Raw genomic sequence first — 16646 nt, 5'->3', positions numbered from 1 at the left:
GTGGGCGCTCCCGTGCCCACGCGTGAAGCCAAAAGGCCCGCGGCCCGGCTAGAACCGCCGCAGCCCGTTCGCCAGGTTCGTCAACAAATTCGCAAAGCGATAAAACGTCTTGTAAGCAAACCGCTTCAAGCCCAGCACGAACCCCTTCTCGCGCTGGTTGCGCACATCGATCCCGATCACCGAATCCTCGTGCGTCGGATACACCCCGTGCGGCACCACCGCGTGAATCAGCTCGCCGTGGTCGAAGGTATATTTCAGGAACAAATCGATCGGCGCGCGGATCGTGCGCGCATGCGCCAATAATTTGCGCGCGCCCTGCGGCGTGATCACGTAGCCCGTCATGCACATGCCGACGTCGAGCTGCTTGACCAGGCTGAAGCCCGCGCTTTTATCCGACGTCATCACTGTGTGCTTTTCCAGCGGCTCCAGGCGCACGAACGACACTTGGTCGGCGAACCGGCTCACGTAATCCAGCCCGGCCTCGAAGTCCGGTGTCAGCTGGAAATCGTCTTCCAGCACCACGATCGGCTCGTTTAGTTCGACGCTCTTTTCCCAGGCCAGCAGGTGGCTGACGTAGCAACCGAGTTCGCCCGGCGCGGCGCGGCGGCGGCGGTGCACGAGGAAGCTCGCTTCGTCGTAGTTGTTCAAATAGGGATGCTTGTCGACGCGGCCGTCGACGGCGTCGATGAACTCGAAGGGAAGGTTGCGTGAACCGAGCTTGTGCGCGACGAGGGCGCGCCGCTCGCGGCTGGACGGCAGACTGATGACGAAGATTTTCAAGGCTGAACCTGTAGGAGTCGCAGGAAATGCCGGGCACGCCGGCGCAGGCAGCATGTTACCGCATCGCCCTCGCCGCGTGCAGCGGGCCGGCGCAGCCGCCAGAAAAAACGGCCGCCGCCGGCGCGTCCTGCGCCGGGCGGCGGCCGGTGGCCGAAGCGAATCAGCTTGCGTAGTGCGCCGCTTCGCCGACCAGTTCGCCGTCGTCGCCCGCGTGTTCCTCGAGCGCCTTCATGTAGCGCGCCAGGGCGTCGTCGAGCGAAGGAAGCATCAGGCCGCGCTCGCTGCCCAGGGCCGAGTAACCCGGGCGTACCGCCTTGTAGCCGCATTCCGCCGCCGGCTTTTCCACCAGGGTTCTAGCATCGACGCCGGCCGCTTCACAGGCCTTGCGCGCCAGGTCGGCCCAGGTGATGGCTTCGCCGTTGGTCAGGTGCCAGACGCCGCGCTCGCGGTCGACCAGCAGGTCGAGGCTGGCATTCACCAGGTCGGGCACATAGGTCGGCGACACCACCAGGTCGTTCGAGGCTTCGAAGGCCTGGCCCTTGCGCAGGGCCTTGATGGCCTGGGTGACGAAGTTGTGGCGGTCCCAGGGGCCGAAGAAGGAGCTGGTGCGGATCACCAGCGCCTGCGGGTCGGCTTCCAGCACGCGGCGCTCGGACTCGGCCTTGCTGCGGCCATACACGCCGAGCGGGGCCACCGGGTCGGATTCGACATACGGCGTTTCCTTGCTGCCGTCGAACACCAGGTCGCTGGAGAAGGTCACGAAGCGGATCGCGTGGCGGATGCAGGCCAGCGCCAGCACGGTCGGGCCGTGGGTATTCGCCGTCATGCAGGCTTCGCTGTCGACCTCGGCGTCGTCGACGCGCACGTAGCCGCCGGCGTTGATGATGGCCCAGGGCTTGAAGCGCTGGACCGCCGCTTCCACCGAGGCCGGGTCGGTGATGTCCATTTCCTGGCGCGTCAGCACGTGGTGGGCCAGGTTGCGCTTTTCGCAGATGCGGGCAAAGGCCGAACCCAGGGTGCCGGTGGCGCCCGCGATCAGGATCGGCTGCACGTGCTGCGATTTGTACGGATCGCGCACGGCGATGTCGGCCACGGCGGTGCGGGTGGCGACCGGCTTGCACAGGAAGCGTCCCGGACGGCGCCACCAGCCCTGGCCCTGCAGCACCGGGTTGGTGAGCGGGCGACCGGACGACAGTTCGCGCATCAGGGTGGCCACCGCCGTCGGGCGCGGCTCCGGTCCGCGCACGTCGAAGGGGCCGGGCTCGTAGTAGCCGCGGCATTCGGTCACCAGGCAGTTCCAGTCGTAGGAGCCGAGCAGGGCCCAGACCGTGACCGCGCGCACGTCGGCGCCGCCGGCGCGCACCTTCTTGGCGGCGTTCCAGATCTCGAGCAGCCAGCGCATCTGGTCTTCGCGGTTGGCGTCGATGTGGGCTTCGGTGATCGCGATCGGCAGGCCGTAGCGTTCCCAGGTTTCCTGCAGCAGCGGGCCGATGCCGGGCGTCGGCGTGGCCAGCACGCGCGGAGTCTCGATGTCGGCATGCGGGAAGCCGTCGTACTCGTGGCAGCGGTCCTTCGGATAGCGCTCGGTGCGGTGATCCAGCCAGCGCTCGCTGGTGGCGTAGTAGTTGACGCCGATGATGTCGGGCGGGCAGGGGTTGTCGCGGAACCAGAGCAGGTCTTGCGGCGTGGCGCCGGATTCGATCAGGTAATCCCACATCTTGTGCTGCTCGTCGACCATCCCGCACAGCAGGTCCCAGCCCAGCCAGCGCCGCTCGTTGAAGAAGTCCGCCAGCCATTGCATCTCGGGCGTGCCGTAGGTCTTCGACAAATCGTCGGTCTGCACCAGTTTCGCATCCGGATTCACCGTGCGGATGGCGCGCATCGACAGCACGGTGGCGCGGGTCTCGATCAGCAGCGCCTGCACGAAAATCGCATGGCTCTTCCCGTGCGGGTACCAGACGCCTGCCAGACCCGAGAAGCGCGCCGTGGTCAGGATTTCGTTGACCGGGGTGTAGTACTCGGCCCAGGGGTAGCGTGCCGCTACCGCACCGGCGTACTCGGCGAGCTTTTCGGGGAAGGCTGGATCGACCAGGCTGGTGTGCTCCGGACCGCTGCCGTGGTGGACCAGGCCGACGATCGGGGTGACGCCCAGCCGCTGCAGGGCAGGCAGGCGCGCGTCGGACCAGGACCAGTCGGCGTGCTCGATGCCGTTGGGGGCGGTGCGCTCCCACAGGACCGGGTAGCGGATGGCCTTGATGCCGAGGGAAGCGAAACGTTCGATGTCTTGCAGGCGGCTGGCGTGGCCGTTGCGGTCCATCTGGCTGAAGTACTGGTCGCGCACGCGGTTGACGGTGCATTCGAGTCCGCCCCAAAGCGCCAGCTCGGGTGCGGTATCTGGCTGGATATGCTTGTTGCTGTTCATGGGATCTACCTGCTTTAGTGAAGACAGGCTTAAGCCTAGCGGCGTCAAAGATACAATTATGTGAAACGGCGCACATAATGAAGACATTTCGGACTAGTCCTACTTTTACCTTCCTATCCGTTTCCTCTGTTAAATACCCTTGATCTGCATCTAATTGGTGCAATATTCTGATCTATAAGAAGTCAGCATTGTGTCGTCCTTGCCGGTTCGGCAGGGTTTTTGAGGAGTTTTGCCGATGTATATGGTGTACTGGACCATGGTCGAGGAGACCGAGACGACCCCGCATGCCCAGGCCTTCGGCACCGAGGAGATGGTGAAGGCGATGGGTTTCATGGAAGCGCTGCGCAAGCGCCAGCGTGCCGGAGAGGGCGTGCGCTTCGTGACCATGTGCTCCGAGCATCCGGATGTCGTCGGTCACCCGGGCGTGGATGTGACCGGGCCGGAGTACGACTGGAAGAAGCGGCGGCGCTAGCGTTTCGACGGCCTTCTCCGGGACGCTGCCGCCTGCACGCGTTGTGCATTGAGTTGGCCAGGAAACTGGCATATGCTTGAACAAAAAAGCGGCACAACGAAGCCCGTCCTGGAGACAACAATGAACCATCCCGTCATTCCGATCGCGGTCGCGGGGGCCAGCCGCCAGCGCAAGCGCGAGGCGCCGAAAGGCCGCCGCGTCGATCCGCAGGCGCTGGCCGAGGTGCAGGCCCTGCTGGGCGACGCCTCGCGCGCACGCGACCTGCTGATCGAGCACCTGCACAAGCTGCAGGACCGCTTCGGTTGCATCCCCAGCCCCCACCTGGCTGCACTGGCCCAGGAGATGCGCCTGTCCCAGGCCGAGGTCTTCGAGGTCGCCACCTTCTATCACCACTTCGAGGTCGTACGCGAGGGCGAGGCGCCGCCGCCGGCGCTCACGGTACGGGTCTGCGCCGGCCTGTCCTGCGAGATGGCGGGCGCCGCCAGCCTGCTGGCGCGCCTGCCCGCGATCCTCAGGCAGGAAGTGCGGGTGCTGGAGGCGCCCTGCATCGGCCGCTGCGAGCAGGCGCCGGCGGCATTGGTGGGGCAGCAGGCCGTGCCCCGGGCCAGCGTCGAGACCGTGCTGGCGCGGGTGTCGGCAGGCGCGCCCGTCGAGGCGGCCGATGGGCACATCGACTATGCCGCCTACCGCGCGGCCGGCGGCTACCAACTGCTGCGCGATTGCGTGGCCGGCCTGCACGAGGTCGAGTCGGTGATCGGCACGCTGGAAGCGTCGGGCCTGCGCGGCCTGGGCGGCGCCGGCTTTCCGCTCGGGCGCAAATGGCGCATCGTGCGTGGCGAACCCGGCCCGCGCCTGATGGCGGTGAACATCGACGAAGGCGAACCCGGCACCTTCAAGGACCGCGTCTACCTGGAACGCGACCCGCACCGCTTCATCGAGGGCGCGCTGATCGCGGCCTGGGCGGTCGGTATCGAGGCCATCTACCTCTACCTGCGCGACGAATACCACGCCTGCCGCGCGCTGCTCGAAGCGGAACTCGCCACACTGCGGCTCGACCCGCCGGTGCAGGGCATGCCCGCGATCCACCTGCGGCGCGGCGCCGGCGCCTATATCTGCGGCGAAGAGTCGGCCATGATCGAATCGATCGAGGGCAAGCGCGGCATGCCGCGCCTGCGTCCGCCGTATGTGGCGCAGATCGGCCTGTTCGGGCGGCCCACGCTGGAACACAATTTCGAGTCGCTGCACTGGGTGCGCGAGATCCTCGAGCGCGGCGGCGACTGGTTTGCCGGTTTCGGGCGCAACGGCCGGCGCGGCCTGCGTTCGTTCTCGGTCTCGGGCCGGGTGCGTGAACCCGGCGTCAAGCTGGCGCCGGCCGGCATCACGGTGCGCGAACTCATAGACGAATACTGCGGCGGCATGGCGGACGGCCACGATTTCTATGCCTACCTGCCGGGCGGCGCCTCGGGCGGCATCCTGCCGGCATCGATGGGCGACATCCCGCTCGACTTCGATACCCTGCAGCCCTACGGCTGCTTCATCGGCTCGGCCGCGGTGGTGGTGCTCTCGAACCGGGACAGCGCGGTGGCCGCCGCCCGCAACACGATGCGCTTCTTTGCCGACGAATCCTGCGGCCAGTGCACGCCCTGCCGCGCCGGCACGGCCAAGGCGCTGGCGCTGATCGCGGCGCCCCAGTGGGATGTGCCCTTGCTGGGCGAGCTGTCGCAGGTGATGCGCGACGCCTCGATCTGCGGCCTGGGCCAGGCGGCGCCGAACCCGGTCGATTGCGTCATCAAGTATTTTCCTCAAGAGCTGGGGCTGTCATGAACGCGCATATCCAGACCATCGCCTTCGAGTTGAACGGCCGCACGGTCGACGCGCTGCCCGGCGAAACCCTGATCGAAGTGGCCAGCCGCGAAGGCGTCGACTTGCCGCACCTGTGCTACAAGCCCGGCATGGAGGCAGTCGGCAACTGCCGCTCCTGCATGGTGGAGATCGCGGGCGAGCGTACGCTGGCGCCGTCCTGCTGCCGCTTTCCGAGCGCCGGCATGCGCGTGACCACCGACAGCCCGCGCGCTGTCGCCGCGCAGAAGATGGTGATCGAATTGCTGCAGTCGGACCTGGCCGAAGCGCAGTACACGCGCAACAACGAAGTCGACGTATGGGCCGGCCGTCTCGGCGTCGGCAAGCCGCGCTTCGCACCGACGCGCACGCAGCCGCAAGTGGACGCCAGCCACGCCGCCATCACGGTGAACCTCGACGCCTGCATCCAGTGCACGCGCTGCCTGCGCGCCTGCCGCGACGAGCAGGTGAACGAGGTGATCGGCCTGGCCTTCCGCGGCCAGGAAGCGAAGATCGTGTTCGACCAGGACGACCCGCTGGGCGACTCCACCTGCGTGGCCTGCGGCGAATGCGTGCAGGCCTGCCCGACCGGCGCCCTGATGCCGGCGCGCGGCGTGGCGCTGAACATCCCCGACAAGCAGGTCGATTCGGTCTGCCCCTACTGCGGCGTCGGCTGTCAGCTCACCTACCACGTCAAGGAGAACACGATCCTGTACGTGGAAGGGCGCGACGGCCCGGCGAACCACGGCCGCCTGTGCGTGAAGGGGCGCTACGGTTTCGACTATGCCCACCATCCGCACCGCCTGACGACACCGCTGGTCCGGCGCGAAGGCGTGCCGAAGACCGGCGACTTTGTCATGGACCCGACCCGCGTGCTGGACGTGTTCCGCGAAGCGAGCTGGGAAGAAGCGCTGGCGCTGGCCGGCGGCAAGCTGGCGCGCATACGCGACGCACACGGCGGCGCGGCCCTGGCCGGCTTCGGCTCGGCCAAGGGCAGCAACGAAGAGGCTTACCTGTTCCAGAAGCTGGTGCGCACCGGCTTCAAGACCAACAACGTCGACCACTGCACGCGCCTGTGCCACGCGTCCTCGGTAGCGGCCCTGCTGGAAGGGATCGGCTCGGGTGCGGTGTCGAACCCGGTGATGGACGTGATGCGCGCCGAGGTCATCGTCGTCATCGGCGCCAACCCCACCGTGAACCACCCGGTGGCCGCCACCTGGATCAAGAACGCGGCCAGGGCGGGCGCCAAATTGATCGTGCTCGACCCGCGCCGCTCCGACCTGGCGCGCCACGCCCACCGCTACCTGCAGTTCAAGCCCGACACCGACGTCGCCCTGCTGAACGCGCTGATGCACACCATCGTCGAGGAACGCCTGGTCGACCCGGCCTTTATCGCCGCGCGCACCGTCGGCTATGCCGAACTCGAAGCGAACGTGGCCGGCTACAGCCCGGAAGCGATGGCGCCGATCTGCGGCATCGACGCCGAGACCATCCGCTACGTCGCGCGCCTGTACGCCACGTCAAAAGGCTCGATGATCCTGTGGGGCATGGGCATTTCCCAGCACATCCACGGCACGGACAATGCGCGCTGCCTGATCGCGCTGAGTCTGATGACGGGCCAGATCGGCCGCCCCGGCACCGGCCTGCATCCGCTGCGCGGACAGAACAACGTGCAGGGCGCCTCGGACGCCGGCCTGATCCCGATGATGCTGCCCGATTACAGCCGCGTCGACAATCCGGCCGCACGCGCGAAGTTCGAAGCGGCCTGGAACGCGACCCTCGACCCGACACCCGGCCTGACCGTGGTCGAGATCATGGACGCGATCTGCGCCGGGCAGATCCGCGGCATGTACATCATGGGCGAGAACCCGGCGATGTCCGACCCGGACGCCAACCACGCGCGCGCCGCGCTGGCCGCGCTCGAACACCTGGTGGTGCAGGACATCTTCCTGACCGAGACGGCCTATCTCGCCGACGTGATCCTGCCTGCCTCCGCCTTCCCGGAAAAGACCGGCACCTTCACCAACACCGACCGCCTGGTGCAGCTGGGCCGCCAGGCCATCGCCCCGCCAGGGGATGCCAGGCCGGATTTGTGGATCATTCAACAGATGGCAAGCCAGCTCGGATTGGACTGGGACTACGGCCACGTATCCGAGGTGTTCGACGAGATGCGCAAGACCATGGACAGCATCGGCGGGATCACCTGGGAACGGCTGGAGCGCGAAGGCGCCGTCGTGTATCCCTGCCCGCTGGAAGAGGGGCCGGGCCAGCCGGTGGTGTTCACGGAGTCCTTCCCGCGCGCGGACGGCAAGGCGCGCTTCGTCCCGGCCGACATCATCCCTGCCGACGAACGGCCGGATGCCGACTACCCGATGGTCCTGATCACCGGCCGCCAGCTCGAGCACTGGCACACCGGCAGCATGACGCGCCGCGCCGGCGTGCTCGATGCGATCGAACCCGATCCGGTGGCGCTGGTGCATCCGCTCGACTTGCAGAAGCTGGGCGTGGAGCCGGGCGCCGTGATCACCATTGCGTCGCGCCGCGGCGAAGTGGCCTTGTACGCGCGCGCCGACGACAGCTCGCCGGTGGGCGCGATCTTCGTCCCGTTCTGCTACTACGAAGCGGCGATCAACCGCCTGACGAATGCGGCGCTCGACCCCTACGGCAAGATCCCGGAATTCAAGTACTGTGCGGTGAAGGTGGCGCCGGGCGGGGAGGTGGCGCGCCAGGGCAGCTACGGTGGCGGCCAGATTCTCGCCGGCGTGGCACAATTGGCAATATGAACTGTCCCGACTTGCCACGTTACCGTCCGCTCCTGTCCGATGCCCAGGCCCGCCTCACGCACGAGGTGGAGGCGCTGGACGAGCGCGGGCGCCGCTCCACGCTGTCGATTCCGGCCGAGCGTCCGCTCACGGTGTACGTCGACAAGCGCGAGCTGGTCACCCTGATGACGCTCGGCGGCGCGCCCGAAGCGCTGACGCTCGGCTACCTGCGCAACCAGCGCCTGGTGCGTTCCATCGAAGAGGTGGTGTCGGTGCAGGTGGACTGGTCGGTCGATGCGGTGGCCGTGGTCACGCGCAGCGGCATCCAGGGCGTGGAAGAGCGCACCGCGAAAAAGGTGGTCACCACCGGCTGCGGCCAGGGCTCGGTGTTCGGCGGGCTGATGGACGAAGTCGACCAGATCGTGCTGCCGGCCGATGCCCGGCTGGCGCAGTCCGTCGTCTACCGCATCGTCGAAACCATCCGCACCCAGCAATCGATCTACAAGCAGGCCGGCTCGGTGCACGGCTGCGCGCTGTTTTCGAACAGCGGCGAGCTGCTGTACTTCGTCGAGGATGTCGGCCGCCACAATGCGGTCGATGCCATCGCCGGCCTGATGTGGCTGGAAGGGATGGAAGGCGCGGACAAGGTGTTTTATACGACTGGCCGGCTGACCTCGGAGATGGTGATCAAGGGCGCGCAGATGGGCATTCCCTTCCTGCTGTCGCGCTCGGGCACCACGCAGATGGGGCACATGGTGGCCGAGAAGGTCGGCATGTCGCTGCTGGCGCGCTGCAGCGGGCGCCATTTCCTGCTGCTGGCCGGGCAGGAGCGATTGGTGTTCCAGCCCGAGCTGCTCGACTTGCCTTTGCCAGTACGCGCATGAGCGGTTCGGCATGACCCTGTGGGAAGCCACGCTGCACGCATTCGCCTTGCTGTTCTCCGGCGACGCGGCGCTCTGGCATATCGTCTGGGTGTCGATCAAGACCAGCGTCATCGGCCTGCTGCTGGCCACGCCGCCCGCCGTGCTGCTCGGCTATGCGATCGCCATGCACCGCTTTCCGGGGCGGCGCATTGCGGTGTGGCTGGCGCAGTGCGCGCTGTCGCTGCCGACCGTGCTGATCGGCCTGCTGCTCTACCTGCTGCTGTCGCGGCGCGGGCCATTGGGTCCTTTGGAATGGCTGTTTTCGCAGTCGGGCATCATCGCCGGCCAGTTCGTGGTGGGGCTGCCGGTGCTGCTGGCCTTTACGCTGGCGGCGGTGCAGGCGCTCGATCCGCGCTATGCGGAGACGGCGCGGGCGCTGGGCGCCTCGCGCTGGCGGGTCATGACCACCGTGCTCCACGAGGCGCGCTACGGCGTGATGGCGGCCGTGATCAGCGGCTTCGGGCGCGTGATCTCGGAAGTCGGCTGCGCGCTGATGGTGGGCGGGAATATCCAGGGCGAGACGCGCACCATCACCACCGCGATTGCGCTGGAAACCAGCAAGGGCGAGTTCGCGCAGGGGATTGCGCTCGGCATCGTGCTGGTGACGCTGGCCCTGGTGATGAACGGCGCGCTGATGCTGCTGCAGGGCGAGGCGCACACGGCCGGGGGCAGGATATGAGTGCCTTGCTGACGGTGCGCGGCCTGCGCAAGCGGCATGGCGAACGGCTGCTGTTCGACATCGACGAACTCACGCTCGACGCGGCCAGCGCCTATGTGCTGACCGGCGCCAACGGCGTCGGCAAGAGCACGCTGCTGCGCATCCTCGGCGGGCTGGAAGCGGCGCAGGTGGAGAGCGTGGCGTTCGACGGCCGGCCTTATCGCCTGCAACCGTATCCGAAGGCGCTGCGCGCAGCCATCGTCTACGTGCACCAGCATCCGATCATGTTCTCGACCAGCGTCGCGCACAACATCGGCTATGGCTTGCTGGCGCGCGGGGAGTCGAAAGCCGTCGTCAGGAAGACGGTGGAGGAAGCGATGTGCTGGGCCGGCGTCGCCTACCTGCGCGATACCGAGCCGGCGCGCCTGTCCGGCGGCGAAAAGCAGCGCGTGGCGCTGGCCCGCGCGCGCGTGCTGCAACCGCGCCTGCTGCTGCTGGACGAGCCGACCGCCAACCTCGACGGCAGCGCGCGCGAAGGCGTGATCGCCCTGATCCCGACCTTGCTGGAGCAGGGCAGCACGGTGGTGATGGCTTGCCACGACCGCGATTTGATCGGGCTGCCGGGCGTACAGCGGCTGAAGCTGCGCGACGGGCGGCTGGAATACCGGCCAGCCGCCGGGTAGCGGCATCGGCCGCCAGCCGGCCCCCGTCCGGGCCGGCGGCGCGCGTCAGACCGCCGGCGGATCGGTCTCGCGCACGAAGGCGCGGTGCCCGGCCAGGGCTTCCTTGAAGGCCGCCAGCGCGCTATCCGCCTTGGCGGCATCGGCCACTAACAGCGCCGGGTCGGCCGAGCCATCCGGCAGCGTGGCGTCGATGCCGGCCTTGGCCAGCAAATCGGCGCCGGCGCCCAGCAGCAGGATCGGCTTGCAGTGGCGGTACTGCTCGCGCAGGAAGTCGAGCGCATGCGCATTGCGCGCCAGCGCGGTCACGGCGGCGGCGCCGTCCGGCACCACCACGGCGTCGTACATCACCGAGGGGCCGGCTTCCAGCGAGATCTCGATGTCGAGCATGGCGCCGTCGGCGGCCTTGGCCTTGCCCAGCATGTTGCCGACCAGGCGAGGCACCGCGCCGTCATCCAGCAGCGAGGCGTATAGGGCCTGCGCCTGGGCGCCGTCCACGCCGGAAGCCGCCAGGATGGCCACGCGCCTGGTGCGGATGCCGGTCTGGCCCGGACGGCTCAGCAACGACAGCGCCGGCGACGGCTCGTACTCGGGAATCGGCGCATCGGTCGCCAGCGGCAGCGGCGCCGGTACCTCCATGCCCAGGCCCTCGGCCACCTTCGCTACCAGGCCGGCGTCGACGTTCGCCAGCAGGGCCAGCATGCGTTCCCGGATCGCCGGCGTCTGCACCCGGGTCAGCTCGAAGCGGAAGGCGTTGGCGATGTGGGCCTGCTCGGCCGGGCTCTGGCTGGCGTAGAACAGGCGCGCCTGCGAGTAGTGGTCGGCAAACAGTTCCGGCTTGCCGCGCACCTTGTCTTCGCTCACGCGTTCCGGGAAGCTGGTGAAGCCCATGCGGCCCGACTGGAAGGGGCAGCCGCCGCCCAGCGAATTCGGCTCGTAGTTGACGCGGCCGCGGTTGATGGCCTGGCGGTGCATGCCGTCGCGCTGGTTGTTCTGGATCTGCACGATCGGCGCATTGATCGGGATTTCGTGGAAGTTGGGGCCGCCCAGGCGGGTCAGCTGGGTATCCAGGTAGGAGTGGATGCGGCCCTGCAGCAGCGGGTCGTTGGTGAAGTCGATGCCGGGCACGATGTGGGCGGTGCAGAAGGCCACCTGCTCGGTCTCGGCGAAGAAGTTGTCCGGATTACGGTCCAGCACCATGCGCCCGACCGGGGTCACCGGGATCAGCTCTTCCGGCACGATCTTGGTCGGATCGAGGATGTCGAAGGCGAATGCGTTGGCCTGTTCCTCGGTGAAGATCTGCAGGCCGAGTTCCCACTCGGGGAAGTTGCCGGACTCGATGGCTTCCCACAAGTCGCGGCGGTGGAAGTCGGGATCGGCGCCGGAGATGCGCACGGCTTCGTCCCACACCAGCGAATGGGTGCCCTGCAGCGGCGTCCAGTGGAACTTCACGAAGCGCGACTCGCCTTGCGCGTTCACCAGGCGGAAGGTGTGCACGCCGAAGCCCTGCATGGTGCGGTAGCTGCGCGGGATGGCGCGGTCCGACATCACCCACATCAGCATGTGCGCGATTTCCGGCGACAGCGAGGCAAAGTCCCAGAAGGTGTCGTGGGCGGTGGCCGCCTGCGGCATGGCGTGGTGCGGTTCCGGCTTGGCGGCGTGCACCAGGTCGGGGAATTTCATGGCGTCCTGGATGAAGAAGACCGGGATGTTGTTGCCCACCAGGTCCCAGTTGCCTTGCTCGGTATAGAACTTGACGGCGAAGCCGCGCACGTCGCGCGCGGTGTCGGTCGAGCCGCGTTCGCCGGCCACGGTCGAGAAGCGCACGAACACCGGGGTGCGCTTGCCCTTGGCGGCGAAGGGCACGGCGCGGGTCAGTTGGCTGAAGTCGTCGTAGGCCTCGAAGTAGCCGTGCGCCGCCGAGCCGCGCGCATGCACCACGCGCTCGGGAATGCGCTCGTGGTCGAAGTGGGTCAGCTTCTCGCGCAGGATGAAATCTTCCATCGCGGTCGGGCCGCGCAGGCCGATCTTCAGCGAATGCTGGTTGTCGGCCACCGGCACGCCCTGGTTGGTAGTCAGGTGGCGGTCGGCCGGATCGACGCGCACGCGGTCGAGCGGGGCCACGGTCGGGTTCTCGCCCTGCGGCGGCGTGCCGCTGCCGACCTTGTCGGAGGCGATGATCTCGCTGCTGGTGCTGCCGGTGGCGGCGTGGGTGGACGGCTTGTGGGTATCGCCCTCGGTCGGCGTGCGCGCGGCCTCGCCGTACTCGTTCGGCTTGGTCGGATTGAACGGCATGTCGGCGGACAAGGCCTTTTCGGCGCTGACCTTCTCGAGCAGGCGGTCGCCCACCGGGTTCGGTGCGCCCAGGCTCGATGGCGGCGTGTTCGTCGACGGACCTGCGACCGTGCTCAGGACCGAGCCGGCGCCGGCGACGTTCGAAGGGGTGTTCTTGGGTGCAGTCATCCTAACCTCACTGGTTTGCCTACGTGTTGAATAAATGATTAACAACATAGCCCAGCTTAGGTGGGGGAAATGTGAAGTAACTAACAGATGCGCGATATAGGAGGCAAATAGATATTTATGGCGGCAATAGTTTTTGACTAAGAGCTGCTACGTTCCGATTACTGCAAATGGCGCATGCTTCTTGTGCCTGCCGCCAGGCGGGACAACGGCCTAGGAGCGCGTGGCCCGTGACAGGTTGCTGCGTGCCCGGCTTTCCAGCAGAAGGTGGAGCGGCGCCGTGGCGTACAGCTGCGGGCGATCGAGGAAGCGCCGCAGGATCTTCGCGCGCTCGCGCTCGAACACGTCCTGCGGTACGTGGCCGTATTCGAGGCGGATCTGGCGCTCGTACTCGTCGAAGCGTTCCTGCGCGGCGCCCAGGATGGCAAGGTCGATGTCGGTCAGCAGGCGTGCATCGTTCGAGGCGGGCAGGGCATCGTGGCAGGTGGCCATGATCAGGGCGTGGATGCGGGCGCAGGCGTCGGTCGGCAGGCCGGCGGCGCGCAGCGCGCGGTCGGCCCAGTCGCTTGAACGCGCCTCGTTGTCGTGCGCGTGCACGTCGTAGACGCTGTCGTGGAACCAGAGTGCCAGTTCGACTTCGAGCGGATGATCGGCCAGTTGCCTGACCGTGTCGAACAGGGCGAAGCATTCGCCCAGGTGCTGCAGGGTGTGATAGTGGCGCTGCGGCTCGCCGTAGGCATCGAGCAGGGCCTGCAGCAGGCCGGCCGGCGAGGGCAGGCCCAGCCCGGTCCACAGGCCTTGCCAGCGTGCCGCGAGCGTCGCCGTCATGCTCACATCAGGATCACGTCGTACTGCTCCTGGTGGTAACCCTTTTCCACCTGCAGCGAAATCTTCTTGCCGATGAAGTCGCCCAGCATGGCCAGGTGCTGCGACTCTTCTTCCAGGAACAGATCGACCACTTCCTGCGAGGCCAAAATACGGAATTCGCGCGGGTTGAACTGCTTCGCTTCGCGCAGCAGTTCGCGCAGGATCTCGTAGCAGATGGTGCGCGAGGTCTTGACTTGCCCCTTGCCCGAGCAGGCCGGGCAGGGTTCGCACAGGATGTGGGCCAGCGATTCGCGCGTGCGCTTCCTCGTCATCTCGACGAGGCCGAGCGCCGAGAAGCCGCTCACCGATACCTTGGTGCGGTCGCGTGCGAGCGTCTTTTTCAGCTCGGCGAGCACGGCGTTGCGGTGCTCGTTGTTCTCCATGTCGATGAAGTCGAGGATGATGATGCCGCCCAGGTTGCGCAGGCGCAGCTGGCGCGCAATCGCGTGCGCGGCTTCCAGGTTGGTCTTGAAGATCGTGTCCGCAAAATTGCGCCCGCCGACGAAACCGCCGGTATTCACGTCGATGGTGGTCATCGCCTCGGTCTGGTCGACGATCAGGTAGCCGCCGGATTTCAGGTCGACGCGGCGGCCCAGGGCGCGCAGGATTTCCTCTTCCACGCCGTAGAGGTCGAACAGCGGACGCTCGCCGGTATAGTGCTGCAGGCGCGCCAGCACGCTCGGGGTATAGATCTTGGCGAACTCGACCAGCATCAGGTAATTCTCGCGCGAGTCGACCTGGATGGTGGCCGTCTCGTCGTGCACGAAGTCGCGCAGCACGCGCTGGGCCAAGTTCAAATCCTGGTACAGCAGGCTGGTGGCGGGGCGGGTGCGGGCGCCGTTCTGGATCGCGGCCCAGGTCTTGCGCAGGTAGTCGATGTCGGCCGAGAGGTCGGCATCCGACGCTTCCTCGGCCTGGGTGCGGACGATATAGCCGCCTTTTTCTTCCGCCGGCAGCAGGCCCGCCATGCGCGTGCGCAGCAGTTCGCGGTCGGATTCCTTTTCGATCTTTTGCGAGATGCCGATGTGCTTGTCTTGCGGCAGATAGACCAGCATGCGGCCGGCGATCGAGATTTGCGTGGAGAGACGTGCGCCCTTGGTGCCGATCGGGTCCTTGATCACCTGCACGGTCAGCACCTGGCCATCGTAAAGCAGCTTCTCGATGGGCGTGGGCGGGACATTGGAATTATCGTGGGGGCGGGCTTCCCAGATATCGGCCACGTGCAGGAAGGCGGCGCGTTCCAGGCCGATGTCGATAAAGGCGGACTGCATGCCCGGCAGCACGCGCACGACCTTGCCCGAATACACGTTGCCGGCCAGGCCGCGCGTCAGCGTACGCTCGATGTGCAACTCCTGCACCGCGCCCTGCAGGACCAGCGCCACGCGCGTTTCCTGCGGGGTGATATTGATGAGGATGTCTTCGTTCATGAGCGCTACGCGTGAGGATATTGTTCAGAGTGTCATGATACACGCTGGGGTGCGCGAGCGTGGCGGGTCGATGCGGGGATATTGCAGGCGCGTAGGGTGGACCGGGCCACGAAAGGCGGCTCTGTCGTCCACGCGTCGATTGGTATCGGTTTCGACACGCCGCACGACGAGCTCGCCAATGCCAATGGCGATGACATCGCGAATGAATGGTGGCAGGTTGAACGCGTGGACGGGAAACCCGTCCACCCTACTTCAAACCTGGAATCCCGCCTTGCGCAGCAAGACCGCCGTCTCGAAGATCGGCAAGCCCATGATCCCCGAATGGCTGCCCTCGATATGCTCGATGAACAGCGCCGCCAGTCCCTGGATGCCGTAGGCGCCCGCCTTGTCGTAGGGCTCGGTGGTGGCGCAGTAGGCCGCGATCTGCTGCGCCGTCAGTTTCGCGAAGCGCACGTTCGACACCTGGGTCACGTGCTCGGCCATGTCGGTGTAATGCACCGCCACGGTGGTCAGCACCTGGTGCGTGCGTCCCGATAGCCGGCCCAGCATGTCCTTCGCTTCGGCCAGGTCGGCCGGCTTGCCGAGGATGGCGTCGTCGATGGTGACGGTCGTGTCGGCGGTGAGCACCGGACGCAGCGGCTGGCGGCGCTGTTGCAGCACCTTCCAGGCAAACGCGCCTTTTTCCAGCGCCACGCGCACCACGTAGTCATGCGCCGGTTCGCCGTCGAACACATCCTCGGGCACGTCGATGCCGCGCGCCGGGTCGCTGCGCAGGCTCAGCAAATCGAAGTCGATGCCGACCTGGCGCAGCAGTTCGCGCCGGCGCGGGCTTTTCGACGCGAGGTAGATTTTCTTGTTGTGCGCTTTCATGGGGAGGGAATCAAACGCGGTGATACGGGTGGTTCTGGGTAATCGACCAGGCGCGATACAGCTGTTCCGCCAGCATCACGCGCACCACGCCGTGGGGCAGGGTCATGCTGGAAATGCGGATCATGCCCTCGGCGCGTGCCTTCAGCTCGGGGTCGAGCCCGTCAGCGCCGCCGATCAGGAAGGCGGTGTCGCGCCCGTCCTGCTGCCAGTTCAACAATTGTTGGGAGAGCCCAACACTTGTCAGATCCTTGCCCCGTTCGTCGAGGGCAATGATGCGCACGCCTTTCGGCAGCACCGCTTCGATACGCTCGCGTTCGAGCGCCATCGCGGTGGCCGCCGTCTTGCTGCCGGAACGCTCGACCGGCTTGATTTCCTTGAGCACGATGCGCAGCTCGGGCGGCATGCGCTTCGTGTATTCCCCAAAGCCGGTTTCGATCCAGGCCGGCATTTTATGGCCGACCGCGGCAATGATCAGTTGCATCGAAG

General features: G+C 67.0%; 13 protein-coding genes. 6 read left to right on the top strand and 7 right to left on the bottom strand.

What is annotated here, in order from left to right; translation table 11 throughout:
- Positions 1 to 48 precede the first annotated feature (48 nt).
- Entirely contained in the window at positions 49 to 834 is a 786-nt protein-coding gene (locus tag QPK31_RS24300; protein WP_290425470.1) for a glycosyltransferase family 25 protein, read from the bottom strand.
- A gap of 106 nt (positions 835 to 940) precedes the next feature.
- A complete protein-coding gene (locus QPK31_RS24295; protein WP_290425469.1) occupies positions 941 to 3202 on the bottom strand; it encodes a family 1 glycosylhydrolase in 2262 nt (753 codons plus the stop codon).
- A gap of 235 nt (positions 3203 to 3437) precedes the next feature.
- Between QPK31_RS24295 and QPK31_RS24290 the strand changes: the two genes are divergently transcribed.
- The 6 genes from QPK31_RS24290 to QPK31_RS24265 all read left to right on the top strand — a co-directional run bounded on the left by QPK31_RS24290 (position 3438) and on the right by QPK31_RS24265 (position 10539).
- A complete protein-coding gene (locus QPK31_RS24290) occupies positions 3438 to 3674 on the top strand; it encodes a hypothetical protein (RefSeq protein WP_290425468.1) in 237 nt (78 codons plus the stop codon).
- 120 nt (positions 3675 to 3794) lie between these two features.
- The gene (locus tag QPK31_RS24285; RefSeq protein WP_290425467.1) at positions 3795 to 5498 is read left to right on the top strand and encodes an NAD(P)H-dependent oxidoreductase subunit E; all 1704 of its coding nucleotides are present in this window, start codon (positions 3795 to 3797) and stop codon (positions 5496 to 5498) included.
- Entirely contained in the window at positions 5495 to 8296 is a 2802-nt protein-coding gene (fdhF, locus tag QPK31_RS24280; RefSeq protein WP_290425466.1) for a formate dehydrogenase subunit alpha, read from the top strand. Before QPK31_RS24285 ends, fdhF begins: the two co-directional genes overlap by 4 nt.
- Positions 8293 to 9159 (top strand): formate dehydrogenase accessory sulfurtransferase FdhD, encoded by an 867-nt coding sequence (locus QPK31_RS24275; RefSeq protein WP_290425465.1) that lies wholly within the window; start codon positions 8293 to 8295, stop codon positions 9157 to 9159. The genes fdhF and QPK31_RS24275 overlap by 4 nt, the downstream gene beginning before the upstream one ends.
- A gap of 10 nt (positions 9160 to 9169) precedes the next feature.
- Positions 9170 to 9877 (top strand): ABC transporter permease, encoded by a 708-nt coding sequence (locus tag QPK31_RS24270; RefSeq protein WP_290425464.1) that lies wholly within the window; start codon positions 9170 to 9172, stop codon positions 9875 to 9877.
- Entirely contained in the window at positions 9874 to 10539 is a 666-nt protein-coding gene (locus QPK31_RS24265) for an energy-coupling factor ABC transporter ATP-binding protein (protein ID WP_290425463.1), read from the top strand. The genes QPK31_RS24270 and QPK31_RS24265 overlap by 4 nt, the downstream gene beginning before the upstream one ends.
- A gap of 45 nt (positions 10540 to 10584) precedes the next feature.
- On the opposite strand, the gene QPK31_RS24260 is transcribed toward QPK31_RS24265, so the two are convergent.
- The 5 genes from QPK31_RS24260 to rlmH all read right to left on the bottom strand — a co-directional run bounded on the left by QPK31_RS24260 (position 10585) and on the right by rlmH (position 16641).
- A complete protein-coding gene (locus QPK31_RS24260) occupies positions 10585 to 12999 on the bottom strand; it encodes a catalase (protein WP_290425462.1) in 2415 nt (804 codons plus the stop codon).
- 210 nt (positions 13000 to 13209) lie between these two features.
- Entirely contained in the window at positions 13210 to 13824 is a 615-nt protein-coding gene (locus tag QPK31_RS24255; protein WP_290425461.1) for an N-methyl-D-aspartate receptor NMDAR2C subunit, read from the bottom strand.
- A 2-nt stretch (positions 13825 to 13826) separates the two neighbouring features.
- Positions 13827 to 15290 carry a ribonuclease G gene (gene rng, locus QPK31_RS24250; protein ID WP_290425460.1) on the bottom strand — a complete coding sequence of 488 codons (1464 nt, stop codon included), beginning with the start codon at positions 15288 to 15290 and terminating at the stop codon, positions 13827 to 13829.
- Positions 15291 to 15542: 252 nt separating this feature from the next.
- Complete coding sequence (locus QPK31_RS24245) at positions 15543 to 16160, bottom strand: nucleoside triphosphate pyrophosphatase (RefSeq protein WP_290425459.1); 618 nt, start codon at positions 16158 to 16160, stop codon at positions 15543 to 15545.
- Between the two features lie 10 nt (positions 16161 to 16170).
- Complete coding sequence (gene rlmH / locus QPK31_RS24240) at positions 16171 to 16641, bottom strand: 23S rRNA (pseudouridine(1915)-N(3))-methyltransferase RlmH (protein WP_229437182.1); 471 nt, start codon at positions 16639 to 16641, stop codon at positions 16171 to 16173.
- Between the last annotated feature and the right edge of the window lie 5 nt (positions 16642 to 16646).

It is taken from the genome of Massilia sp. YIM B02769 (assembly GCF_030411995.1).
Lineage (GTDB): Bacteria > Pseudomonadota > Gammaproteobacteria > Burkholderiales > Burkholderiaceae_D > Telluria.
Note: the sequence above shows the minus strand (reverse complement) of the source record. Positions and strands in the feature narration are given on the sequence as shown.